This is a genomic window from Streptomyces sp. NEAU-W12 (genome assembly GCF_026242095.1).
Lineage (GTDB): Bacteria > Actinomycetota > Actinomycetes > Streptomycetales > Streptomycetaceae > Streptomyces.
Window position 1 is genome coordinate 1 of record NZ_JAPJDM010000045.1, and the last position, 25533, is coordinate 25533.

A 25533-nucleotide genomic window follows, 5' to 3' on the forward strand; every position below is an offset into this window, starting at 1 on the left:
GCGGTCGGGGCGCAGCATGTCAATGATGCGTCCGGTTTTATGGGGAAGTTCTCGGCCGGTGACGGTGCGGGGAAGGAGAAGCCTTCCACGGTCTCGGCCGGCTCGGCTGTGCCGGCGCCGGGGGTGGTGGGTGGTGTGGCGGCCACCGTGCTCACCGGCACCAACTTCAATCCAACTGGCACCGGTACCACCGGTACCACCAACTCCGTCACCACCAGTTCCAGTACCACCACCAGTTCCAGTACCACCACCGGTACCGGTACCGGTACCGGTACCGGTGGTGGTGGTGTTCCCGTCCCGGGTCCGGTCGCGGGCGCTGGTTCCGGTGAGGAGCCGGAGGCCGCTGTTGTTTCTGGGCCGGTGGTGCCGGGGGTGGTTGGTCTGTCCGGGGTGGTGCTGCCCGTGGTCCAGACGCCGCCGCCGGTGGTTTCCGCCGATGTGGCTGCCGTACTGCAGAACGGCGAGACCGGTGGTTTGCCCCTGCGGACGCCGCATACCGGCGGTGATGTCCTGTCTCCTGTCTCCTCTCCGCTGGTGGGGGGAACCGGTGTTTCCCCCGCTCTGCCGTCTTCCTCGCCTGCCGTCGGCGGCGCGGACACCCCCGACGGTGCGGCTGACGATGTTGAGGTCAGTGACCTCGACTTCTTCGATGACAACGACTCGCTTCTCAGCGATGTCGGTGAGGTGGGTGGTGTCGGGAGCTCGGACGGTAGGTTTGGGGTGACTGGTGCGGGTCCTGGCTCCGCTGCGTCCTCCTTCGCCGGTTTCGGCCCGAACTCCGCCGTGGTCGGTTTCGACGGCAACGCTCCGCTCTCCGACGAGTTCAGCAGTAGCGACGTCAGCGATAGTGATGTCAGCGATGGTGACGTCTGGTCGGTTGCCAGTGACGACACGGCGATCACCGAGCCCGATACTCCTGGCGATGCCGTCAGCGGTGTGCGGCCTTCCTGGGCGGACACCGTGGACAGCGGGCCGCCGCTCGCCTCCAGCCCACCGGACACCGCCTCCTCCCTCCCCGCCACTCCCGCCCCGGCCCCGGCCCCGGCCCCGGCCCCGGGGCAGTCCCAGCCCTCCGCACAGCTTGAGAACCAGGGGCAAGCGCCGACCGATGTCACCGGCCAGGAAACCGGGGGCCCGGCTGCCCTGGCCCCCCCTGTTCCTCTCACTCCCTTTGCCCCGGGACAGTCCGCGTCGGGGATCACCACACCGGTCACCGGCCAGACCATGCTCGGCCAGGACACCTTCCATCAGACCGTGCCCGACCAGACCGTGCCCGATCTGGATACGTCCCGGCAGGACGTGTCTGTTCGGGACATGTCCGGGTCCGGCAGCGTGGACGAGGTGCCGGTGCAGTCGGACACACGGGAGCAGACCACCGGCACCACCGATCAGATCTCCAGTGGTGTCTCTCCTGCCGTGGGTGCCACGCCTGCGCTGCCCGGTGGTTTGTCACAGGATCCAGCGGAGCGGACATCCGTCTCCGCCGAGCCCGGTCGATCGATGGCGCCGGTGCCGGCCTTCACCATGGACACGGGTCCCACGGCCGTGCCCCTCACGGGCGGACCCCTCACCGGGACCGTCTCTTCCACCACCGCGATGTCCGCACCCCCGCCTGGACCCGTACCCGCGTCCTCGTTCCCGACCGCGTCCGCTGTGGGTCCGCGGCAGTTCGACCGGGCCATTGACGGTGCCTTCCCTACCTCCGCTTCCGTGTCCGTTTCCGCGGGGGCGCAGCCGGCCGTGGTCAAGGCCGTCCAGCCCGTCGTCACCAACAGTCCGTACAGCGTCCATGTCCAGCCCGTCGACACGGTGCCCACCACCGCCGACGTCCCCGACCCCGCGCGGACCTCCACTTCCATCCAGAACAACACCCTCACTTCCGACCCGGGCACCATCCCCGCACCCCCGGTCGTGGCGGACACCACCGGGTGGGTGGTTCCTGCTTTTCCCGGGCCGGACGCCCCCTGGAACTCCCCGGCCGGGATGCAGGCTTCGCGTCCTTCGTCCGAGACACCGCCGCGTGAGGGGCGGGCGGGGAAGGAGTGGGGGTATCCGCCGGTCGTCTTCCATCCGGTCAGGGACTTCAGCACCGGCAGGCTGATCGGCGAGGTGTCCTTCGACGCCGCCGATCTGGCGCCGCGTCTGGAGAGGTACGGCAAGCTCTCGGAGCAGAAGCGCTTCGTGCAGTGGCATCTGGACGAGCAGGGCAGGAAAGTGGGTGCCTGGCGTGATCTGCCGTCCGGGGTCGAGGGGTCCTTCTTCCTCGGTATGCATTACGACGAGAGAGGTTTCCGTCTCGTCGGGGCTGACGGCGGGAACCATCTCCTCCGTGCCGGGGAGCTCGGTGGACTCCTGCGGGACAACCCTGCCCTGCGGGACTTCAGCGACATCTCTCTGATCGCCTGCGAGTCAGGCCGTGACATCTTCACCGGTGAACACGGGACCCGGGTCAACGCCGCGCAGACCATCGCCGACGTCACGGGGAAGACGGTCCACGCCCCCACCGGCAGCTTCATCGTCCACTCCGACGTGGTGACGGGCGAGCCCGTGATCCACCTCGCCCACGGCGGGGACGGCAAGGCTGCGGAGATGCGCACTTTCCGTCCTGCGCCGGCCGCGCCGCGGGGTACGCCTCCGGTGCTCGTCGTGTCCGATGAGCAGGGTGAGGCGCGGGAGGTGAGTTGGGAGGAGGTCGAGGCTTCCGGCTGGTATGGGGAGTTGCATCCGGCGCATCGTGAGCGGTTGTGGGGTGTGGAGGACTACACGTGGGTCGATGCGGCGGTCGAGGAGACCCGTAACACGGTGGTGGCCGCGGTCGACGGCGGTGCCGGGTTCGAGGACGTCACGTTTTTGCGGGATCTGTACCGGCTGCGGGAAAACGTCAGTGCGTACGACCCGCAGATGTTGTCCCCCCTGAGCGAGGGCCTGCGGATGGTCCTGGATGCGGGCAACCCGGTGCTGTCGCGCAGTTCGGTGACCGGTTTCGGGCACCATGTGCCGTACACCGACATGGTCATTCCGCATCCGGGGCCGTGGGCGATGGACCGTGGGCCGTCAGGTCTGGCGCATTCGCTGAACCATGTGATGGGACACCACAGCAGCGCGTACATCCTCCTGGACAATGAGGAAGCCTCGGGGGAGCACAGGCAGTCGGCCAGGTTGACGGCGGAGATCGCGGAGATCAATGCCCGGCACCGTGACACACCGGGCTATCTGCCGATGCGGGTGGAGGTGGTGTCTCCTCACACCCGAAGCAGGTGGGACGCTGGGAGCAGAGGGCAGGACTTCGTCGTGCTCGGCGGGGTGGAGCTGCGGGTGCGGCACCAGCCGCCGTACCGCGTTGTCACCGTCACCCGTGGTCATGACGCTCCCGACCCGGGCACCATCCCCGCACCCCCGGTCGTGGCGGACACCACCGGGTGGGTGGTTCCTGCTTTTCCCGGGCCGGACGCCCCCTGGAACTCCCCGACGAGGGAGGAGACGTCCATGGAGCAGGACGTGCAAGCAGCCCACGAGCCGTCCCGGCAGCGGCTGCTCGAACCGCCCCTGCCCGCGGACGGACTCCGGGCGGTCGTGCTGCCGCCGGGGTTCTCCGACGCCGACGCGCCGCTGCTGCGGGCATTCGTCACCGAGAACACCGAGGGCGAGTCCGGTCTGTTGACCCGGGCGGTGGAGGACGCCGTCAGGCGAGGGTTGCAGGACCGCTCCCTCGGCTTTCCGACGCTGCTGACCGAGGACCCGGAATTCCGTGCCCTGGGAGAGGAGGCACAGTCCCTCCCGGACCGGCTCGGTGAGGCTGACCGAGAGGCCTGGCTGGTCGACGTGCGGGAGGTGCTGCTGGATCGGGCAGCCGAGTTGCACGAGCAGGTGCGCGACCGTCTTGTCGACGTCCTGCGGGAGGAGGCCGCCACCGATGGCGACCCTCGCGACGGCGAGGACGGCCAGGACGGCCAGGACGGAGGACCGGAGCCGGAAACGGAGCAGGTGCGGCCGGCTGCGGAGCCGGAGGCTCCCTGGTACCTGGACGAGGGCGCACTCGGCCACGCCTTCGTCCGGAACACCCGCATGCTGCTCCCGGACCGGTCCGCTGCGGGCGGGCCGTCCGCGGAGCGGACGGCCACGGACTGGGCCGACGCCGCCATCGACGGCCTGCGTGTCCGCTCCGCCCCGCGCGCCGACGGCAGGGACCCCGACGAGAGGCTGTATCCCGCGCTGCGGACCGCGCTGCGCGACCTGCTGCTCACCGACGACCCCACGGCGTGGAGCGATCTCCTGGCCAAGGGCCGGATGCTGGAGGCCGGCGGCCACGTGGTGTGGCTGCGCCCCCAGGTGCGCAACCTCCGTCCGCAGCCCAAGAAGCCGGCCGGCGCGGTGCGCGACTACTCCGTGGGATTCGCGGCGACGGCCACGGGCGGGGAGAAGTCGCGTGATATCAGCCATGGCATGGAGTCCGCGCTGCTCAACGCCATCAGCGTCAGCTCCAGGGCGGCCTCCGCGGTCCTGCTCGGCCTGCCGAACATCACCGCGAGCGTCTCCCGCAAGCACGTCCGCAAGTGGAAGCGCGACGTCGTCTCCGGACGCAAGCTGTTCATCGCCGACACCAACGACTTCGACGCCGACCTGGAGGTGCGCGTCTTCGTCGACGGCGTCGAGCGCCCCCACGGTGTGATCTCCCCCCTCGAGATGGCCATCGGCCTGCCCAGCGCCTACACCGCACCCGGTGCGCCGCGTCCCGACCGCGGTGTGCCGCAGCCCGCGCCCCTGCCCGGGGAGCAGGCCGAGGGGGACGGGGCCTTCCAGCGTCCCACCCGGGCGAAGATCACCCTCAACGCCATGGACACGACCGCCGCGGTCGCCGACCTGCAGGCCGCCCTGCTGGAGGCGGGCATCCGGGCCGCAACGGTCGTACGGATCGTGGCGCAGGCGCAGGAGACCCTCAACGAGCGATCCGTGCTCAACCGCAGCCGCTGGCTGCTGACCAGCGGCGACATCACCAACCCGATCCACGTGGCCACAGTGGCCGCCAGGTCCTTCGACGGCCACTTCCACATCCGGGCCCAGATCGAGTCCGTCCAGTACGTGGGCATGACCGAGGGCGTGGGCGTCCGCGACGACATGGGCGGCGGCCTGTCCGCCGAGACGAAGAGGGACGGAGGCAGCAAGACCTCCCTCGGCTTCCAGGTCAGCCTCCTGGGCGGAGGCGAGGGCTCCGTCGCCCGGGGGGTCTTCCCCGCCTTCGGCGTCAAGGGAACCGGGGAGCGCTCCGACGGCCACTCCCTCAACACCCAGGGGCAACAGCACACCGTCCTCAACACCAGGTCGGACCAGGCCCGTTACCGCACCCGCCTGCGTCTGACGGTGACCCCCCAGTCGGTCAGCCACACCGTCCGCCCGGTGGAGACCACCGTCACCGGGGAGACCGCGATGCCGCTGCTGGAGGCCCCGGGCTTCGAGGAACGCCTGCTGGGCAGCGTGGTGACCCCCGCCGTGCGTGCCCTGTTCCACGGGCCGCGACCGCCCCAGGAGCCGCCGCCCGGTCCCGTCGACGCCCAGCCGTGGGTCCGGGCGCTGCTGCGCGAGTCGGGTACCGCCCCGGTGTTCGACCCCACCCGTCCGGCGCGGCTGGACACCCCGCTGCCGGCCCCCCACTTCCGCGAGCCGCTGGCCCTGGCGACCCGGCGGGGGCAGGGCCTCGGCATGCTCAGCGAACTGCCGGGTTCGGAACTGGTCCTCGAACAACTGCGCTCGGGGATCAGGGCGGACCTGGAGAAGAGGCAGGGGAAGAAGGCGGCGAGCGCCGACTGGTCCCAGGCCGACCGGGAACTGCTGATGTTCTTCGGCACTCCCGCGTTGGAGTCCGACCTGTCGGCCCTGCTGACGGGCATCGCGCACACCGTCACCGTGGGCGGGCGCACCTACCGCGCCGGGGTGCGCGGGCATCTGCGGGAGCGGCTGGAGGACGTGTACGCCAGCTATCCGCGCACGGTCAACGCCCGCTCGGTGACGTCCCGCAAGACCGCCGGCCACCTCAAGCGCAAATGGGGAGCCGAGGTCGGCGCCGGCGGCGGCGTACGGCTGGGGATCAGTAACTTGGCCCGCTTCCAGCTCGGACTGTTCCGGCTGCTCGGCGGCGGGGGCAGGGACAGCAACCAGGAGCTGTCCAGCAGCTCCAAGGCCTACCGTCGTACCGAGACCACCCAGGGCGTCGACGAGCACGGCTACAACATGGTCTACGAGCTGTTCCTGCAACCGGACCCGGAGGACGCCGGGCCCACCACCACCTGGTGGATCGACCGGCCCGACGACGTCACCGCCATTGTCGACGTCCCCCACGAGCACGTGCCCACCGCCCCGCTGAAGCCCGAACAGCTCACCGCCGCGGGACAGTGGCACATCAGCAACCGTCCGCCCCGACCGGACGTGCCGAGGGTGAACCTGGCCGAGGGCGGCACCTCGGGCATCTACCCCGCCTTCCTCGACATGCCTCGGCTGCCCGAGCTGGCCTCCTCCCTGCACGCTCTGCTCAACGGCCTGAAGCCCGACGAGGCGCGGGCGTGGGCCGCGGACTGGCGGAACTGGCCCGACGCCATCCGCGAGGCGGCCAGGACCACCGAGCTGGGCGGCGCCATCGACGCCATGGCCGGACCGGCCGGCCACGTCATCGACCTGCCCGACCGGGACGGTCACAAGCAGGCGATCCGCCTGCACCTGGAGGCCCTGAACCCGGAGGACCTCGGGCGGGCTCCGGAGGGCGACACGGAGATCGAGCACTACCTCCAGGCCACCGAGAACCACCAGGACGGACGGGACACCTACCTCAGAGCGGCGAGCGCCAACTCCCTGGGCCCGCAGTTCTTCCTGGGCAGCGAGGCCGAGAGCGGCCACGGCGAAGAATCCGACAGCGAGGAGGGCACCCCGCACACCGGGGAGAGCGGCGCCGGCGGGCGGCTCACACTGGCCCTCCTCTTCGGGTCCCAGCGCACCTGGACCAAGGAGCGCAAGAACAAGCAGGGGCACGTCACCATCACCCGCGCCACCTACGGCGGCGCCACCCACACGGTGCGCGCCACCCCGGTCCTCAAGGTCACCGCCATGCGCTGGAAGGGCGGCACCACGGAGGAGGTGACCCGCTACCTGTCGGTCCGGGACGCACTGGACCTGCTGATCCCCGAGCGCAGGATGCGGGACCTGCTTCCTGGGACCGGGCCCGGGTCGGGCGCCGGCCCCGCGTCCGGCGCCGGACAGCAGGAGACCCCCCGTACGGTGGCCCACCCGGCCATGCTCCCCGGCATCGCCCACCCCGAGCTGCTCACCGCCGACGCCGTACTGCCCGCGATCCTGGACAAGCTCCGCGAGCGCGGTCTCCTGCGGAACAAGGGCGGTGACCGGCCGAACCTGCTGCAACGCCTGCTGACCGACAGCTACTCCTCCCAGCGGCTGGAGATCCTGTACCCGGCCCTGACCGCCTCCGGGGTACGGCGCTGGGTGCCCGTCCCCGGCCCGCTCGGCACCACCCGCTACTTGTGGATCAACGTCACCGGCACCCCCCTGCCCGCCACCGACGACCGGCCCCGCCCGGACGTCACCCTCACCCTGCGCAGCCAGGGCATCCGGGAGGAGGAGACCGGCGAGTCCGTCACCGACCGCCATCACGGCGGCTTCCTCTTCACCGCCCGCGGCGGCATCGACCACAAGCACGGCGGTGCCGAGTTCGGCGCCGGCTACGAGTCCAGCTCCGGCCGCGGCCAGGGGGAGGCCCGGGAGACCAAGGACATCTACCGCACCTCCACCAAGGACACCGCCCACGAGTTCAACCACCCGATGACCTTCCGCATCGAGATGGGGACGAGCACCAAGCCGCCCACGCTCGTCGAGCTTCCCGTCCGCGGTGCCAAGTGGGCACTGCTGTCCGCCGGCAGGGGACTGGGCACCGACACCCTGCACCGTTGGTGGGAGACCCACGAGCCGTGGGTGTGGTACGAGGACAGCGCCGCCGACGGCAGACCCCCGCTGACCGGCACGGTGCGGCTGCTGGTGCCCCAGCACCTGACCCTCCCTGCCGGCGCTGAGGGAATCGACGCGGACCTCGCCCCCTCCCACGGCACCGACCCGCGCTGGACACGGGCCGCCGGGAGCGACGGACAGCGCCCGACGGCTCCCGTAGCCGGTGTGCCGCAGCAGATGATCGACAACCTGCATCCCTGGGCGGTCCCGGCGGCGGTGGCCGTCCAGCGCTGGGCGGCGGTGGCCGCCCGCCGCTATGCCAAGGGCAAGGCGCCCGACCTGGCCGACGGCCGGCCGCCCCGCGTGTACGGCCTGGGCCGACACACACTGGCCGGACGGCTGTTCGAGCACTACACCGGTGAGGGCATGCTGCGGCCCCACATCGCGGACCTGCTGACGGGCAGCTACCGAATCCCGGTGGGGGACGACACCGTTCTGGCCGGCCTGGAGCTGACCGCGGCCCACCCCCTGCTCCCCGGAACGGGGGCGAGGTTCAAGGCCCGCCGCTACCAGCAGAAGGACCACGCCCCGACCAGCAGCAGCGAGAAGGCCTCGGGCTGGTCGCTGACCTTCGGTCCCGAAGGCGGTGGCGACACCCACGGGAGCCAGGAGACCGAACGGGCGCCCCTCGAACTCCTCGCCGTCGAGGACGGCGAGAAACACGACCAGAAGGCCTCCGAGACCGACGAGAGCAACAAGGAGAGCACCCGGAACTACCGCCACTACCGCTTCGACGCGCGCCTGGTCCTCCACGGCCCCGGCGGCACCGTCCGCCTGGACGTGGACCGCGCCCTGTACGGCATGCTCCCCCTGGAAGCGGACGGGCAGACCCTCGTCGACGGCCTGGAGGAACTCCTCCCCCTCCTGCGGGACACCGCCACTGCCGCCGCCACCCCGACCACCACGACTACCGGCCCCCTGCCCGTGATTGAGGAGACCGACGGGACAGAGGAGACCGCGGCGGTCGCCGTGGAGAGCACCGGGGACGGCGCGGCACCGGCGCAGCGGGACGAGGACTTCGGGCCGTCCGGCGTCCCCCCGCGCCCCAACGACGGGTCGCCCGCCTATCCGGCCGCCGAACTGTGGAACACGTCCTCGGCGCAGTTCCCGCAGGGGCCCGGCCTGCCCTCATACCCGCGGGAGCACCTGGGGAGCGCCCGCCGGGACGGCGGCGGCCCGCTGCCGCAGGACACGGAGCCGGACCCGGTAGAGCTGGGCCCGGTAGAGCTGGGCAGCGAAGCGGAGCGGCCCGTCGAGGCGCTGCTGGAGGCACTACGCCGGGGCGCGCCGGACCTCCTCACCGGTGGGGCGGCGCGGCGGCTGGGCATCGACTCCACCGGCCCGCACGCGGCGGTCGCCGACGCCCTGTACGACTGGGCCGGGCGCGAGGTCACCGATGGCGACCTCCCCGTCGGCACCCGGCTGCTCGCTCCCGGGCACCAGGCCACCGTGGCCGAGCTGAAGGCGGCCGGCGTCGCGGTGCCGTCGGCGAAGGAGGCCGAGGCCACCCTGCTGGGCACGCCGCTGGCGACCGGGGATCTCGGTCTGACCCCGCTGCAGGAGTTCCGGCTGCTGACGCGCCAGGACCTTGCGCAGGAGGCCGTCGCTCCGGTCATGGCCGACCTGCTCGGCCGCAGGCTCGGCTTCCGCGTCGAACTGACCGGTCCCGGCGGTCCGGGGGCCGTACGCCGACTGGGCGCCGAAACCGGCCCGGCCGTTCTCCTGGTGCACCGGGACGGCCGCTATCTGGCGGGCGTGGCAGGGCCCTCGGCCCCCCGTCGGCGGCAGGAACCCCACGGAGCCGTCGAGACCGGCGATCAGCCGGTGCGCGGGCCGTGGCCGGCGACGCGGGGGCCGGTACGGCGGTGGGAGATCCGCTCCGAGGACGGCCGGCACCTCGGGGAGGCGGTGTTCTCCGAGGAGGACTGGGCGCTGCGCGCACCGTTGTACGCCCGTCTGGAGGAGGCCGACACCCTCCTGCGGTGGCGGCACGGTCCGGACGGCGTGCCGAACGCCGTACGGGTACCGATGTCCGGTCCGGGGCGGCCCACCTACTACCTGGCAGGGCACGGACATGACGCGCACCGGCTCATGGCGGACGTGGCCGCGTCCCTGATGGCCATGGGGACGACCCATCTGACGGTCGAGGCGTGCAACCCGTGGGCCGATGAATCGGACGGGCAGCAGCGGCTGTGGGCGAGGCTGCAGCAGTACGCCGACGCCACCGGTATCACCGTGGCGCAGCCCACCGGTGCGATGGCCGTGGCGCCCGGCGGCATCGGCGATCCCGCCCTGTACACACATCTGCTGGAGGACACCGAGGGCAATCCCACCGGTGTGCTGACCGCGCGCCCCGGTGCGGGCTTCTTCCTCACCCCGCCCACCTCGCTGTCCGCCGGGTCCGGTGAGGACTCCCGGCCCGCCCGTCCGCCCACCGAGCTGTGGAACGCCGGGCCCCCGCCCGTTCGGCCCGAGGAGTCCGTGCTGACGGTCAGCGCCGACCGCGCGCACCCCTGGAGTGTCGCGCGGCTGCAGCACGCGATGGCGCAGGGGCTCACCGTCACGGTCGACGACCGGTTCGTCAGCGCCGCGCAGTTGCTGTACCTCGTCTTCCGGCGGATCGAGGGCAGGGTGCCGCCCGGCTGGCAGCTCCACGGGCGCAACGACTCCTTCGCGGCGGGCAGAGTCCACCGCTTCCAGGTCTCCCGGTGGGAAGGGGGCGTTCAGTACAGTGCCGCGTTTCCCGTGCGCGTCGATACCAGGAACAGCCCCGCGGACGCGCTGCCGGTGGCCGGGGGCAGGGTCGGTTCGCTGTTCACCCCCGACACCCCGGCGAGGAACGCGGACGCGTTGCGACTCGCCGGAGAGTTCAGCGCCCTGATGCGGGACCTGGGCCACCCGGTCGCCCTGACCGGCGCGGCCCTGGCGAATCTCGTGTACGGAAGTCCGCGCCTCATCACGGACCTGCGCTTCGTGGTCTTCACGAACAACGGGACCATCCCCGTCACGACGGTCAACCAGCTCATCTCGGCGCGGATCACGGGAGTGGAGGAGGAGTGGCTGAGGGCGGAGCCGCACGATCCCCGTACCGCGACCGGAGTGGTGGGGGAGACCCCCCTCACGCTGACGGCGGCCCCCCGCCCCTACGGGACGCTCCTGGACAAGAACGGCACAGCCGTTCCCTCCCACGAGGACGCCCTGGTCGACGCCGCGCTCGCCGTCGCTCTGAGCCGGCCCGACGAGCTCCCGGAGCAGGTCTTCGACCTGCTGTACCTCCTGGGACACCAGCCCGGCCAGAACCTGCGGGTACTCAGGACGCTCTCGCAGTTCCGCGACATCGCCTTCCGCCAGAGCGGCGGAACCGGTACCCACGACGCCGCCCTGTCCAGGAAGCTGTCCGGGATGGCTGGCGGCACGCCCTCCGAGCAGATCGAGGAGCTGTGGTACCGGCTCGGTGCCGCACCGCGGCACGTACTGCACATGCGCACCAACCTCGGGGCACTGCGGGAGGCCCACGGGTTCGGTACTCCTCCTCCCGGCGACATGGTCGTCACCCAGGGGGATTTCACCGGAGACTCCTTCGGCCTCACGGCGGCACTCCTCCTCGATCCGGGCCTGCACGCACTCGTCGTGCACGGCGAACAGGTCCTCGACGAGATCAGCTTCTTCATGAAGAGCAGTCTCGTGGCGTCGGCTCACAACCGGTACGCGGCGGAGGCGCGGAGGCTGGGAAGAGGCATCACACCGGAGCAGGGGAGGCTCCTGCAGGAGCAGCGCGAAGCCGAGACCGACGCACTGCTGCAGCGCGTCCACCTCCTGAGGACGGAGAACCCGCGGGCCGTGTACGCGAAGGTGAAGAACAGAACTCCTCTGGGAGCCGACCTGGAGAGGGCGGTTCCGCCGCTTCCCCCGCAACTGGTCGGTGGTCGGTTCCCTAAGACGGTCGGTCACGGAACCAGCACGGTCGCGAAGCGATGGGATCCGCAGCGGAGCCCACAGGTCATCAGGAGGGCCTGGGACCTGGACGTCGACGGTCAGGGAGCCGACGAGCGGGTCAGCGGTTTCCTTACCCAGCGCGGAATATCAGAGGAAGGACCATTCGTGGTTCTGTGGTCGCGCTTCAAGAGGAAGCACGACCAGATCCATCCGCAGCACGACATCGGCGTCAGGGGACTGCGACAGATCATCGATGAGGTGCCGGCCGATGTCACGGTGCTCGTCGCCGGCGACGGTATTCCCGGAGGCGTCTCGAAGCTGCGTCCGGTCATCGGCGGGCGGCGGATTCACGATCTGACGGAATTCTGGGAGAGCGTCGAGTGGCGCCGCGCCTTCCCGTCCTCCACGCGCACCACCCAGCTGCGGCTGTTCGACCATCTCGCCCGGAGCTCGGGCGGCCGTCTGAAACACCTGGGTTTCCGCAGCGGCAACCTCGAGGCGTACGCGCTCGTCGGCCACGAGGTGCGCTACCTGGAGGAGTCCGGCAACACGCAGGCGGCGCGCATGAAGGCCTGGCACCGGACCGTGGGCTATGACCGGATCGTCGTCAACAGGGTCCCCACCCTGACCGGGCAGTGGGTGGTCGCCGTGACGAGGACCACCGGGTCCGAGCCGAGGGTCCCGTGGCTGAGGGAGACCGTCCGGCAACGCGCGCAGGCCTGGAAGCGGAGGGAGCTGGGCCGGTTCGACATCAACCCTTCCCACCGGGGGTTCGTCCCGGCGGACCTCAGCGCCATCCGCGCGTACCTGCTGTTCGCCCAGCCTCCCGTGTTGCCGGCACAGGCGTCGCGGCCCGCGTTCCCGGCCGGACCGCCGGCCGGAACCCTCCTCCAGGCCGGCGGTCCCCTGCCGGGTGGCGGTCACCTCCCGCGGGCGCCCCTGCCGGCGGGCCGGCCGGCACCGGAGGGGGCTCACGCGGCGGCGTTGCGCTCGGTACTGGGGGCGGACGTGGTCCGCAGAGACGACTTCGCGGAGCTGATGCGGCGGGTGAGAGTGCTGGACGAGGCCCGGTTGAGGGACGCGAAGCTGGCGTGGGGGCCGCTGTCGCTGGACGCCCTGGTGCGTCGGACCGGTGTCGACGGCGTCGAGGAGCTTCTGCACCTGGTGGGTGACGCGGATCGGTTCGACTTGCCGGCATAGGACAGCAGGAATTCGAACGTCCGGCGGACGAGGCACCCCGGTGACGGTCGATGCCGAACCCGAGACCGACGGGGAAACGGGACGGCGACCGCTCTCCGGGGAGTGGGACGGAGTCCGGCGCGTCCGTCCGGCGCTCCGTACCGGGTGCGGCGGACGATGCCGGACGAGTTCCGTTCCCACCCGGGGCGCGAACGGAACCGGTGCGGGCGGGCATCAACGGGCGGACCGGGCGCCGTCCGCTGTCCCGGGAGGCCGTCGAGACCGTGGGCTACGGCGGCGTGCGGGAGCAGACGTCGCCGGCGCACGTGCTGCCGGTGCTGCCCACCGGTCCCGACCTGACCGCGGGTCCGCCACGACCGGTGAGGCGCGCATCTCGGTGGGCTGTGCCCGCCCCGACGGGGAGGGGAGCAGTTCGCGCCGTGCGGGAAGGCTTGCCGCAGCCGCAGCCGCAGCCGCAGCCGCAGCCGCAGTGCGGGCGGGGCGCGGGTTCAGGATACGGCTGGGCAGCTTCGGGTAATCATCGCCGTCACTTCAGCCGGTGACCTTATGTCCTTTATCGACGCCTTCCTGTCCGGTCGTCGCTCGATCGAGCAAGTGATTCCCGGAAAATGGCTGCTCAATTGAGTAATGCGGCAAAGGGAATGGGTCGGATGATGTTTGCTAACCCTGTTCGGGTATGCCTATCATCTGGCTCAACTCAATGGCCCTTTCCCTGCCGCGAGGTATGCCGTAAAAAGCCTGGTGCCGCGTGCGGCAAGCTGAGACCGAACGGCGCGAGGGGTAAGGCAGCGGAGACAAGAGGAAATCTCCGTGGCTTTGCGGAAATCGGAGGAGGGCGCCGTCCGGAACGGGGTCCAGGCGCTCCGGATGGCATACAACGGCGTGCAGCGCTGACGGCAGGACGTCCAGAGCATGCGGAGCGAGCTCGGCACGCCGGACGGCGGTAGCCACCGTCCGGCCGTCCCGGCCACCGGTACGGGAGGGTCGCCGCGAGGGCGGCAGCGGGCTGTCGAGCGATCCACCCACTGAGCACTGAGTACTGAGCTGAGGACGACGATGAGCGAGAACACTCCCGGCGACCGCACCGCTGCCGAGGCGGAGCCCGACGCGGTGGCGGACGAGGCTGACGACTCCGCCCCGGAAGCCCTCGACTCCCAGGCGGCCGGTCTCGCCGACGATGCCCCGCCCATCCCCGACGAGATCCGCGAGGCGGCCCGGCTCGCCCCCGACCACTGGCTCGGCATGCTCGACCCGACGTGGACGGGCGAGGGCGAACCGCCGGAGTGGGCGACGGTCGGCCGTTGGCGCTCCAGCCCGGAGGGCGAGGTCGTCGAATGGCAGCAGAACCCCGAGTACCGGCCCTCTCCACGGGCCTTGGGCTGGCCCGAGCCCGAGGACGACGTGGACCAGGCCGTCCAGTTGGCCGCCACCGGCTACGGCTCCGGCGACGCGGTGCCCGAGGCACTGGCCCACTACGAGGTCGCGGTCCTCGCCGCGGCCGGCGGCGGACTGGTGTCGGTCACCACTCCGGAGGGCACTGCCGCCGTCCCGCTGTACACCTCGCCGGTGTACCTGCACACCTCCGGCCGGTTCGGTTTCGAGCTGATGCGGGTCGACGGGGACCTGCTGGACCAGGTGCCCGACGGTCACCTGCTGTACCTCAACCCCTCCGGTCCGGTCTCCATGACACTGGAGATCTCCGCGGTGCGGGAGGCCCTCGACGGCCCCGTGGCGGCCAAGGACACCGACGGGCGGGACCGGCCGGTGTCCGCCGACGCCCCGGCACCGGTCCCGATGGTCACCACCAGCTCCGACATCCCCGTCGCTCCCGTCGCTCCCGGCGCGCCCGGTGGCACCGACGGTGCCGTCGCCGACGGGAGCGATACCCAGGGCGGTGCCGCGCAGGTGCAGACCGCCCTCGACGGCGACGCTCCGCCGGAGCCGGACGCGTGAGCCGCTGGGCCTCGGTCTTCTCGCCCAAGGGTGGCAGGTCCAGGCGGAGTCGGCCAGGGCAGGGCTCCGCCGCGGGGCCCGGCAACGGTGTCCGGGACGGGCGGACGACCGCTCCGCCGGTGGAGGACATCGACGGGGTCCTGCTCCTGCGGTCGCACGGGGACGACAGTCCGAGCCTGGCCGATCTGGCCGAGGTGGCACGAGCCGTGCGGGCCGACGAGGGCATCGTCACGGTCATGGTGGGCTCGGGCGGCGGGGACGACACCCCTGCCACGGACTTCTGGTCGCGTCTCGGTGCTCTGCTCGACACCCTCCGGAGCAACGGCGTCGCCCACGTACGGCTCGCCATGCCGGGGGCGGGCGATGACCGGCCCGGGCGTCCCAGCGTGGCGCGGCAGATCTCCGACGCCTGGCACATCGAGGTGACGGCACCTGACGGTGCCGTACTGATCGCACCGGGGGGGACTCTGTTCGTCCCGCCTGCCTCGGGCCGTGGCTGGTGGCACTTCGAACCGGGAGCGGACCCGCAGAGGCTGGGCCCGCGGGTGCCCGCGCCGGGGTGGCAGAAGGCACTCAACCGTGTGCCCGCGCGTACCGCCGGCGGCTGCGTGGTGGAGCAGCTGCCCGCAGGGCTCCTGATGCGGCCGGCCGAGTCGCCCGAACAGACGACGGACGACCTGTGCTTCGCGATGCCGGTCGACCTGGTCCGGCCCACTGTGGTGATCGGCACCGCGGTGGCTCAGGACGTCGCCGCCGATGAAGTGGCCGCCGTGCTGGCGGCGCTGCCCTCGGAGGGGCGGTCCCGCGTCCGCCTCGCGCCCGGTGGTGCACGTGATCCGCTGCCGCTCGCGCAGTCGGTCGCCGACATGCTGTGCATGGAGTTGGAAGTCCTGTCCGGGATGCCGCTGTTTCCCGGTCACGGGCTGCCGGGGGAGTCCGCCCGGCCGATCGTGCTCGGACGTCACGGACGGCCCACATGGCAGCCGTTCGTCTCCGCTGTGATCTGTGTCCCGGCCACGGTGGACGGGAAGAGGCCGGCTCCCCGATTGGCGCACAGCTACCGCCCGCTCCCCGGGCAGGGCGGCTTCGAGCACGGTGTCCTTCAGCTGACGGACCGTTGGGAGGTCGCGGTGACCCGCGCCGGGTTGGCCGTGGGGCAGCGGGGCGGCCCCCGCCCACCGCTCGCCGCGCTGCCGGTCGACCCGGACACCCTCACTCTCGAAGTGGGCGCGCAGGGAAGGGTGATGGACCCGTCTGTCTTTCCGGCGCTGTCCAAGCTCCTGGCCGGTCTCGACGCCCGGGTACGCGCGAAGACCACACTGCTGGTGCGCTGCGCGCCGACCGGGGAAGAGGGCGAACTGCGCAGGCTGGCGACCGAGTACGGAGTACCCGGTATCCGTTATGTCACCGCGGGGAGCGAAGGGCCGGCTGTCTTCAGAGGCAGGCCGCCGACGCCGTCCCTCCGGGCTCCGGCGTCTGCGGAGCCCGGCCGCGGACGGCAGACGAAGACACCCGGTGCCGCGGTGTCGCAGGGCGGCCGGGGTACCGCTTCCGTCGTTGCGCCGGCGGCCGGTCGGACACCCGGTACCGGGGAGGGGTTGTCCTCCCGCGTCTCCGGTGCGTCGGTTTCCCCCGGACGGCACGACTCGGACGAGAGGCGTGGGGCGGCAGGTGCCCCGCCGGCCGTCGCGGCCGTCCCTCCCGGCAGACCACGCGGGGACGGCAGCGGTCAGGGTTCCACCGTGACCACGGAAAACGGCGACGGCTCCCCGCAGGAGGGTCGCGCCGCCGAGGCAGGCCGACCGGAGCGGCAGACGAATCCGCAGTCGTCCGCGCCGACGGGAACGGCTCCTACGGCCTCCGCGCCGGCCGCGCCCGCGACACCGTCGGCCTCGCGGACACGGCCCGCGCCGCCCCGGGTGCCCGAGGTGCCCACGAGCCCCCCGCCGAGTGGTGATCCCGTCCTGGCCACGGGTGACGACGACGCCGGTACGGCGGCCGTCGTGTCCCGTGAGCCGTCGGCAGAGCCCTCCTGCCGTGAGCCGGGCGCCGAGGCGGAGCCGGACAGCGGCGCCGGTGACGGGGAGAAGGAGAAGGACCGGAGCCTGCAGCCGACTTCGGCTCCGGCTCCGGCTCCGGCTCCGGCTCGGGCTCCGGCACCGACTCGGCAGGAGCCGGTGCCCGGTCCCTCCGACGAGCCGACTGCCACCACCCTGCCCCGCCCCCAGGAGCCCTCTCGCCCGGTAGTTCCGCCCGCACGGCCCACGAGCCCCGCCACGCCTCAACTCATGCCCGGTCATACGACCAGTGCCGCGGAGCGCGCGGCCTTCCGGGAACTCGCGGCCGGCTCCTGGGATCGCCACGGGGCCGCCGTGTCCCGGCTGTTCACTCGTATGCCCGCTCTGCGCGGGCACGAACTGGAGGCGGCCCGAGTCGACCTCGTCGCCCTGCACGCCTACCTGACGACCGAGGACGGCCCGCTGTACCACGGCGAACTGGCGCGTGACCTGCGCACCGAGGAAGGACGGCTGTTGCCGTACGCCTCGTGCCTCGCCTCCGCTCTGAAGAGGCTTCCGTCCCACCGCGGAGTGACACTGCGCGGTGCGGACAGCGTCGAGGCCGGTCAGAACCCCGGAACCCTCCTGTGGGACCGGGGTCCCGTCAGCTCGCTGGCGCTGTCCTCCGTCCGTCCCGGTGGAGCGCCGGTGCGGTACGCGATCTGGTCCGTCACCGGGCGCGGCGTACGGCAGCTCCTGAACCAACCGGGCGCGTCACCGGAGGTGTACGAGGAAGTGGTCTTCGCCCCGGGGACCGGCTTCCGTGTGCTGGGCGAGCAGACCGTGGGGGGCACCTCCGTGGTCCTGCTGCGCGAACTCCCCGGAGCGGCGGCTGCCTGGCTGGACGGAGCGCAGGAGCTCAGTTCGCTGGACCACAAGGCGTTGACCCGACTCCAGGAAACCCTGAACCGGGACTTCCCCCGTGAACCGGGACCGGACTGGCCGGAGCGCTGTGTCGGTCCCGTCGGATAACCGGGCGTCGCCCCCGTCGGCGGGAGAGCGACATGTCACCACCGATTCACCAGGTCAAAGGAGATAGTTGATGCCACGTCAGGAACGTCCCGGTGAGGGACCGTCGCGCCGGGGTCCGTCGGTGAACGGGAACGCGGCCACCGGCACCGCGGGCTCCCCACCCGTCCGCCGGGCGGTCACGCTCTCCTCGATCGGTCCGGCCCCTCTCCATGCGCTGGTCCCCGCGACGCCGCCTCCCGGCGGACCGGACTCCACGCGTGAGGCAACCGCGCGGGGGAGCAGTGCGGGCGGGGGAGCCGTGAGCACACGGCCGGACGCTCCGGCCACTCCAGCGGTCGTCCCCGCCGAGCCGGCCACCTCTGAGACGGCTACCTCTGAGACGGGTCGTGGGGCCGCGCGCGCCGTTCCGGCGGTGACCGCGCAGGCCGACCACGAGGCGAACTCCGCGACGCGCGCCGTTGCACCTGTCGCGGAAGCGGAAGCCGACGCGGTGAGGGGCGGGACATCCGGCTCCAGGACGGCTCAGGGAGCGGATGAGCCGCCTTCCGGGAATCCGAAGAAACCTTTGCTCGCGGCCGCGGGCATCGCGGGCATGATTCTCATCGCGGTGCCGCTGCTGTTCCTCGCCGTGGACGACGATGAGGACAAGAAGGAGCATGTGGCGGTGTCGTCGAACTCCGACACACTCCTTGAGGAGGCGCTGGAGGCCCCGCCCGCGGCGTACGGGGCGGCCGAGCCGACCCCGGAGCCGTCGAAGGGGGAACGGGAGGCTGAGCCGTCGAAGGGGGAACGGGAGGCTGAGCCGGCGAAGGAGAAGCGGGCGGCTGAGCCGGCGAAGGAGAAGCGGACGGCTGAGCCGGCGGCCGTCGAGAATCCTCAGCCGGCAAGCCGGGAATCCGTTGTGGCCGACAAGCGGGAAAAGGCTGCCCAGGTGCCGAAAACGAATGCCGCGGAAAAGAAGTCCGCGTCCGCCGAGAACAAGACCGCAACCGGCGTCAAGACGTTTCGTGTGGTCAGCGGCGACACGGGCAAATGCCTGAGCGCGGGGTCCGGCAAAGCCGGCAGCCAGCTGGTGGTCTGGGCCTGCGACGGTTCCCAGAAGCAGCGCTGGCAGTTCGCGAACGACGGCACGCTGCGCATCAACGGACTGTGCGCGGACATTCTGAACGGCACACGCTCGACCGAGGCCAAGATCCAGTTGTGGACCTGCAACGGGGCGCTGGGCCAGAAGTTCAGCCTCAACGCCAACGACGAGCTCGTGACCAGGAACGCCGGCCACTGTCTCGATGTCTGGCACGGGAAGAAGGACGGAACCCGTGTCACCACGTGGCCGTGCAACGGACAACCGAATCAGTCGTGGGCGCGTCAGTGATCACCTGCACGAGCTGACCGCTGCTTCGCCCGGGTGACGGGCGCGGGTGACCGTGTCCCCGCATCCGGAGAGCACCAGGCGCATGGTCCGGACCTCCACCCCAAGATGTGGGGTCCGGACCGAACCGCACCGGCTCGAGCGGTATGCCCCGGTCCTGGTGGAGCCGGATTGCTGGACGGCCGACGATCCGGCAGCCTTCGGAGGCCGTGATGCCCCGCAGTTGTCCGACCGAGTTCCGCCGCAGGGTTCTTGATCCCGTCGCCTCCGGAAGAAGGCCGCCGAGGTCGCCCGGCTTCTCGTCTCAGCGAGCAGGCGATTCATATCTGGCGCCGCCAGTACCTCATCGGCACCCGGCAGTTGCCCGGCACGAACAGCAGAGGTCTGCCCGAGTTCGCTGTGGTCCGCAAGCGTGTCACCGATTCGGAGGCCGAGTCGGCCGTACATCGACGGGCTGCCGGGCTTCTGGGTGAGGTGACGTCCTCGGAAGGCGGTTCGAAGCCATCCGCGTGATGGCCCGTGAGTACCTGCCGGTGCACCCGACCTGCCGGGTGCTGCACGTCGCGGAGTCCGGGTACTGCACCTGGCGGGAACGTCCTCCGTCGAACCGCCTGGTCGAGCACGCCTGGCCGACCGAAGTCATCGTGGGCGTCCACGCCGCCTTCCGCGGTACCTACGGCCCCCGCCGGGTGCACGCCGAACTCTGGGTCCGGACCCGTACGTCCATGTCGGCCACGACGCCGTGGACTTGCTGGTACAGCGCGCCGGCCTGCACGGCCTGCACGGCCTGCACGGCCTGCACGGCCTGCACGGAGACCGGTGCCCTCGCGCCAAGCACATGACAGCATCCGTCGTGGATCTGGTGGAGCGCCACTTCACCCGTCACGCCCGGTACCAGTCATGGATCACGGACATCACCGAGCACCCCACCTGGAAAAGCAAGGTGCACTGCGCGGCCGGCCTGGACACGTTCTCGCGACGCGTGGTGGGCTGCTCGATCGACGACCCGCCCACGGCGACGCTGACCGCCAACGCCTCGACCATGGCCATCGGCAACCGCACCCCGCAGCCGAGTGACACCGTCGTCCACTCCGACCACGGAGCACGGTTCGGGTCCTGGGCATCCACCAGCGTGCGAGGACCTCCGGCCGACTGCCTCGACGGGCTCCCTCGGGGACTGCGTGGGCAACGCGATGAGGAGTCGTTCTGGGCCCGGACCCGGGTCGAGTTGCTCGACCGTCGGCGGTGGCGGACACGGATGAGGCTGTCCACCGCCCTCTTCGCATACGCTCGGGATCTTCCACAACCGGCAGCGCAGGCACTCCGTGCCGGGCACGCTCAGCACGGTGGAGGACGAACTCCGCACGCCGTCGGTAGCGTGGAACCAAGCGACCCGGCTCCACCCGACTCGGGGCGCTCCCCGGCTCTCTGCTGATTCCGGGGCGGTTCACCTGTAGGCCCCTTGCGCCTACGGCGGTCCTCTCCGCCGGGTCACGCTCCACAGATCAGGAATCCCTTCCGGCGCCATTGCTCTACCAGGACCATTATCTCGGCATGAACGTCCTCGGGGGTTTCCCCCCACGCCGCAGCCAGGCAAGCGGCCGCATCCTCGGTTCTGCCTCCGTACTGGCGCAAGGCGATCCAGACGGCAGTAGCCTCCGGCGGGTAGCGCGTTTCCTGTGCCCCGAGCGACAGCATCATCGCGCCACTCACGTAGACGCCCACAACCACTTCCGAGTGCGGCGAATACCGCGTAGCAGTCACTGCGATCTCATCCCAACAGGCACGAAACGGGGGGCGGGCGTGGCCGGCGCATGCGGCAGCGCCTGGAGCGACGTGGCGACGATGTCGAGAGCGGCGCCACGGGGCGTATGGACGGTGTGTTCGGTCCGAGCGTTCGCCGGGACCAACCGTCGACGGTCGCCAAGACCTATGGCGGCGTGAGGTGCGGCGGTCGGGGAAGAGCCCATGAACGCTGTCGCTGACGTGGGATGGACGGGCACGGCGAAGGGGGAACCAGGGGACGTTCCCGTAGCTGATCCGGTATGTCTTTGCATAAAACGCCGCGCTTTCAGTGTCAGCGGACATGCAGCCTCTCGCTGCCTGGACCGGTTGGGTGGGGTGGACGTCATGTCGACGGCGAAGGTGTGTCCCTCGCGGATAGGAGAGACCACAGCAGAGGTTCGGTCTCCTGCTACGCCCCTGAACGTGACGGGCAGCAGGGCCGCACGCGCATCACGGCGTCCCGGACACGTGTCCAGCAGCTCCTCACCTCGGCTCAACGGCGGGTGACAGCGCTCGGTTCACTCGCTCGCGGACCGTTCGCCGCTCGAAAGGGCTCCTCGTCCTGTCCATGGTTCCCGCAGCCGCAGACCCGGGCCGGTGGCGGTGACTGCTGCCAGCAGGCCTGCACCGTCGGCCGGCGTACGAGGGCCGTGGCCCGTGGCCCGCGGCCTGTGGTCCGTGTGGACGGACCCCGAGACGGCGGAATCGTGCTTCGGACGCGCGGGTCTCACAGGGAGGGGCTTTGCCCGCCGGCCTCGGACACATGAGACAGGAGATCTTGAGGGTCTGGGAACGGGCACATCGTGGTCGGGAAGCACCGTTCACCGCAGTTGAAGGCGGGCGTGGTCGTGCTGTACCGACGTCGAGGTGAACCGCAGGGACCCCGTCACCGTTGCCGGGGTGACGAGGTGTCGCCGTTGCCGCGCTGATGTACGGCGCTCAGGCAGCCCAGGAAGAGAAACGCCCCGCCTGTCTTTCCGTGCTGCATGCGCTTGACCGTTCGCGACCGCCTGCTGCTTCTGGCATCGCGAACGAGACGCCTCCTCCGTGTTCCTGCACCCTCCGAGAGTTCAAGGAGAACCGACGCGATGAGTTTTGCCGACGGGGTCCTCGACCTCGGTCCGGATCCGCGCTCTGCGCGCACAACGCTGCGGACACCGGGCGCAGTCGGGTTCCGGACGCAGCCGGTCCCGTGCAGTGCTGCCCGGGTTCCACCGGCGGGTGGACGGGGCCTCGCCCGGGAGCGGCTTCGGTTGTTCAGTACGTACGGCGAGAGGTACCGCCAGGCGATGGCCGTCGCGGGACAAGCGCTGGCGCGGTCTCCGAGCCCTCGGGTCGGTCTGCGGGAGAACCGTGTCAACGCGCTCGCCGACCTCGCGGCCGTGTACCTCTATCTGAGCACGGAGTGGGTCTGGCTCGACGAGGCGTTGGCCCGGGGGGCGGTGGGTGCGCACCTGCCGCTGGCTCGTTGCGTCGCGTCGGGCCTGAGCAGACTGGTTCCCTACCGGGGTCCGGCAGCCATGCGCACCAGCGCTGCAGGTTCGGTGACGGACTGGTACCGCGAGGAACGGTTTGTCATTGATCACGGATTCTTGAGCGCGTCGGTCTCGGCAGCCGCGCTGTGCGAGGGCGGACCCGGTTTCCTCGTGTGGTCGCTGACCGGGCGTCGTGCGGGAATGATCGATCCGCACGTGCCGGAGCGGCTGGTCTTCACACCCGGTACCCGGTTCAAAGTGCTGCAGCTGGTCGAAGGGCGGCATCCCCTCGTGCTGATGCGGGAGTTGTTCCCGCAGGAATCGACTTCGCACCGTCCCACCGGAGGATCCGAGGGCAGCCACACCGCGTGGCTTGACGAGAGCACGGTGGCGGCGCTGGAAGGAGTGGTGGGCGAATCCCGTGCACTGGCTGTCGCCGACATCCAGGCTCCGCAGATGAGGGCGCCCGGACTGATCGCCACGCAGAAGTGAGGGCGGCCGAGCGGTCGGTGAAACGCGGTTGCGCGGCAGTCGTCCGTGACGGCAAGGGCGATGGCGGCCGGTGAGACCGCTGCTGCCGGTGCGGGCCGTGCGGTCGGCGTGACCAGTTCGGCTCGCTTCCTGAGGTGGAAGTCCCGGGACGTCTGGTCGCATCTTCGCGGACTTCGCGGCCTGCACGGCCTGCACGGCCTGCACGGACACAGAGAACAGCCGGGAAACAGGAGGTCCGTGGCGTCCGGCAAGGCGGTGGTCGCCGGCGCCGCGTGGACGACACGAGCGGCGAACGGCAGGTGCCCGCCGGCGACTCCGGGGGAGTGTCCTGTCCATCGCCCAGTGCCCCGGACAGGCCCGCACCGCTCGCTACGCAGGAGGCGCACCGCCAGCCGCGAGCAGAGCGCACAGCCCCCTGGGGCGGCTAGACCAGCGACATAGGTCGATCAGCCGATGTCCGTCCGCCGGCTCACAAGCATGATGTGCAGAGCCGGGCGGAGTCCCGCGTCAGGAACCCTCTTCCGCGTCCCGGTGGTGGGCCGCCGTGTGCCTGAGTCGGCCATCCACTCAGCGCGGAGACCACACATGACCACACACCAGCGCGACGAACACCCCGCCACAGGGAGCGCAGTGGTGGAAACGCTGTACAGCTCCCTCGCTCGACGAGCAGCAGGCACGCCACAGAACCACCGGAAGACGATTGGTCACGACCTATGAACGGGACTTTGGAAGCAAGGGCCGCCACTTCCGCCTCAGGCCAAGCGCCCACACCGCACTCCTCACCGGACGTCAGCTGCGACGCCTTCATCCTGACGATCTACGAGCGGTATGGCACCCTGCTCCTGCGGTACGCGGCACGACTGCTCGACGGAGACTGCCACAAGGCGGAGGACATCCTCCAGGAGACGGTGGTACGTGCCTGGAAGAACGCCCACTACCTGAGCACCCGCGACGAACTCGTCCGGCCGTGGCTCTTCACCGTGGTCAGAAACCTCGTCATCGACCATCACCGCTCCCAGCGGCTTCGACCGCTCGAACTGATGGCGGTCGTGGAATCCGACGCCACCTGCAAGGAACCGGAGAACCTGCTCACCCTCCACATGGTGCTGGAGGCGCTGCAGGAGCTGGCGGAACAGCAGCGCACCATAATCAAGCTGATGTACTACCTGGAGTGCAGTGTGGCCCAGGCGGCCCAGCACCTCGGTATCCCGCCCGGCACCGTCAAGAGCCGGGCCTTCTACGCCCTGCGCGCACTCCGCAAGGTGCTGGAGGAGCGAGGGGTGGTCGGCAGGTGACGGCGCGGTGCCCCGGCCCCGCCGACCGGGCACCGCTCTCGCTCGGTGTCCACCGAAGCCGGCGCCGAGGGCATGGCTGCGCGCTGTGAGCACGCCCGGGGAGGAGCCGACCGAAGCCGCGGGCTTTCCCCGACCCGCCGGGCTTCGGCAGCGCGCCCTCCCTCATCGTCGAAGGTCGGCCTCACCGGCGAAGGCCGAAGCGAGTCGTTCCTGAGCGCGGGTCGCAGGTCATGCGGAAACCCGGCCACCTCGATCCGTTCCTCGCCCTCGTGACCTGACGGCCATCGACACCGGGGGTGCGGACGCCCTAGGTCTCCCGCGAACCGGGCGGACGCCGCGGTCGGTGTCGACGGGCTGCGCCCGAGGGCGAACAGGCCGTAACACCGGCCCGGATCGGCCGGTGTCCCAGCGGAGCCGACAGCGTCGCAGCGGCTACGTGCGAGGACACCGCGGGCCTGTTCGCGGCCTCCCACGCCCGCTCCTGGAACATCCTTCGGAGTTCTCGTCGTCGCTTCGGAGGCTGACCGCACCGCGCCTGGTCGGATCTGCCGGGTCCATGCCGATGCCGGATCCAAGGACGTGGTGCGGCCAGTTCCTCGCGTACCCCTCCTCGCCTCGCTCTCCGGACCCGCGCCATCTGGCAATGCCGGGATCCCCGACGGAGCCAGGCCGAGGCTGTTCTCCGCCGGGTGTCGTGTCGGGTGGTGCGCACCCTGGGTGCCGTGCACCTGGGGAGATGGCGGCCTGGTTCCGGTCACGGACCGCGTCCAAGCTGATGGTGCAGAAGCCGCCCGGTGCCGTCCGGCACCCCGCCCGGCCCTGTACGGCGCACTTCACGCATCACCCACCCATCGACCTGCGCCCCTATCGAGGAGCGAGCAATGAGCACCACCGACACGGACATCGCGGGCTGGAACTCCAAGGCCCTCGACGAGATCCTCTCGAACGACGCGGGACGTCCCGTCCTGTTCACCAACGCCCGCATCCTGACGATG

At 71.1% G+C, this 25533-nt stretch carries 8 protein-coding genes and 1 pseudogene; 8 read left to right on the forward strand and 1 reads right to left on the reverse strand.

What is annotated here, in order from left to right:
• Positions 1–248, reverse strand: a pseudogene (locus ORI94_RS33700) (hypothetical protein); the annotation flags it as partial.
• Between the two features lie 1462 nt (positions 249–1710).
• Here ORI94_RS33700 and ORI94_RS33705 point away from each other — a divergent pair.
• The 8 genes from ORI94_RS33705 to ORI94_RS33740 all read left to right on the forward strand — a co-directional run bounded on the left by ORI94_RS33705 (position 1711) and on the right by ORI94_RS33740 (position 24538).
• A complete protein-coding gene (locus tag ORI94_RS33705) occupies positions 1711–13140 on the forward strand; it encodes a hypothetical protein (RefSeq protein WP_266082688.1) in 11430 nt (3809 codons plus the stop codon).
• A 1056-nt stretch (positions 13141–14196) separates the two neighbouring features.
• Positions 14197–15093 (forward strand): type VII secretion system-associated protein, encoded by an 897-nt coding sequence (locus ORI94_RS33710; RefSeq protein ID WP_266082690.1) that lies wholly within the window; start codon positions 14197–14199, stop codon positions 15091–15093.
• 119 nt (positions 15094–15212) lie between these two features.
• On the forward strand, positions 15213–18122 hold the full coding sequence (locus ORI94_RS33715) for a hypothetical protein (protein WP_266082692.1): 2910 nt from the start codon (positions 15213–15215) through the stop codon (positions 18120–18122).
• A gap of 412 nt (positions 18123–18534) precedes the next feature.
• The gene (locus ORI94_RS33720; RefSeq protein WP_266082694.1) at positions 18535–19494 is read left to right on the forward strand and encodes a ricin-type beta-trefoil lectin domain protein; all 960 of its coding nucleotides are present in this window, start codon (positions 18535–18537) and stop codon (positions 19492–19494) included.
• Between the two features lie 509 nt (positions 19495–20003).
• Positions 20004–20333 carry a hypothetical protein gene (locus ORI94_RS33725; RefSeq protein WP_266082697.1) on the forward strand — a complete coding sequence of 110 codons (330 nt, stop codon included), beginning with the start codon at positions 20004–20006 and terminating at the stop codon, positions 20331–20333.
• On the forward strand, positions 20330–20926 hold the full coding sequence (locus tag ORI94_RS35670; RefSeq protein ID WP_416237948.1) for a DDE-type integrase/transposase/recombinase: 597 nt from the start codon (positions 20330–20332) through the stop codon (positions 20924–20926). The genes ORI94_RS33725 and ORI94_RS35670 overlap by 4 nt, the downstream gene beginning before the upstream one ends.
• 1639 nt (positions 20927–22565) lie before the next feature.
• Entirely contained in the window at positions 22566–23243 is a 678-nt protein-coding gene (locus ORI94_RS33735) for a hypothetical protein (RefSeq protein WP_266082702.1), read from the forward strand.
• 725 nt (positions 23244–23968) lie between these two features.
• Complete coding sequence (locus ORI94_RS33740) at positions 23969–24538, forward strand: sigma-70 family RNA polymerase sigma factor (RefSeq protein ID WP_266082704.1); 570 nt, start codon at positions 23969–23971, stop codon at positions 24536–24538.
• Positions 24539–25533 lie beyond the last annotated feature (995 nt).

Excerpts from the sequence above, each read along its gene's own strand:
- ORI94_RS33725 (WP_266082697.1), top strand. The coding sequence starts at position 20,004 with ATGGCCCGTGAGTACCTGCCGGTGCACCCGACCTGCCGGGTGCTGCAC.
- ORI94_RS33710 (WP_266082690.1), top strand. The coding sequence starts at position 14,197 with ATGAGCGAGAACACTCCCGGCGACCGCACCGCTGCCGAGGCGGAGCCC.
- ORI94_RS35670 (WP_416237948.1), top strand. The coding sequence starts at position 20,330 with ATGACAGCATCCGTCGTGGATCTGGTGGAGCGCCACTTCACCCGTCAC.
- ORI94_RS33735 (WP_266082702.1), top strand. The coding sequence starts at position 22,566 with ATGGCCGTCGCGGGACAAGCGCTGGCGCGGTCTCCGAGCCCTCGGGTC.